The following is a 349-nucleotide window of genomic DNA, read 5'->3' on the forward strand; positions in this document are numbered from 1 at the left end:
CATCTGGCGCGCAAGGGTCAGAGCCTGCGGTCGGGCACGATCGTCGATGCGACGCTGATCGCTGCGCCCAGTTCGACCAAGAACGCCGACCATGCGCGCGACCCTGAGATGCATCAGACCAGGAAGGGAAATCAGTGGTATTTTGGGATGAAGGCGCACATCGGCGTGGATGAGTTTTCCGGGCTGGTACACCATGTCCATTGCACAGCGGCCAATGTCGCCGATGTCACGGTGACGCACGCATTACTGCATGGCAAGGAAGACAGCGTGTTCGGCGACAGTGGCTATACCGGGGCGGACAAACGCCAAGAACTGCGGGACTGCCAAGCAGTATTCTTCATCGCCGCCA

Annotated in this window: 1 protein-coding gene; it reads left to right on the forward strand. The window is 59.9% G+C overall.

Going from position 1 to position 349, the window contains the following annotated elements:
* Window positions 1-349 (forward strand): transposase (locus XcodCFBP4690_RS22160; RefSeq protein ID WP_146092046.1); only part of this gene is annotated, 349 nt, incomplete at both ends.

Source organism: Xanthomonas codiaei (assembly GCF_002939785.1).
GTDB lineage: Bacteria > Pseudomonadota > Gammaproteobacteria > Xanthomonadales > Xanthomonadaceae > Xanthomonas > Xanthomonas codiaei.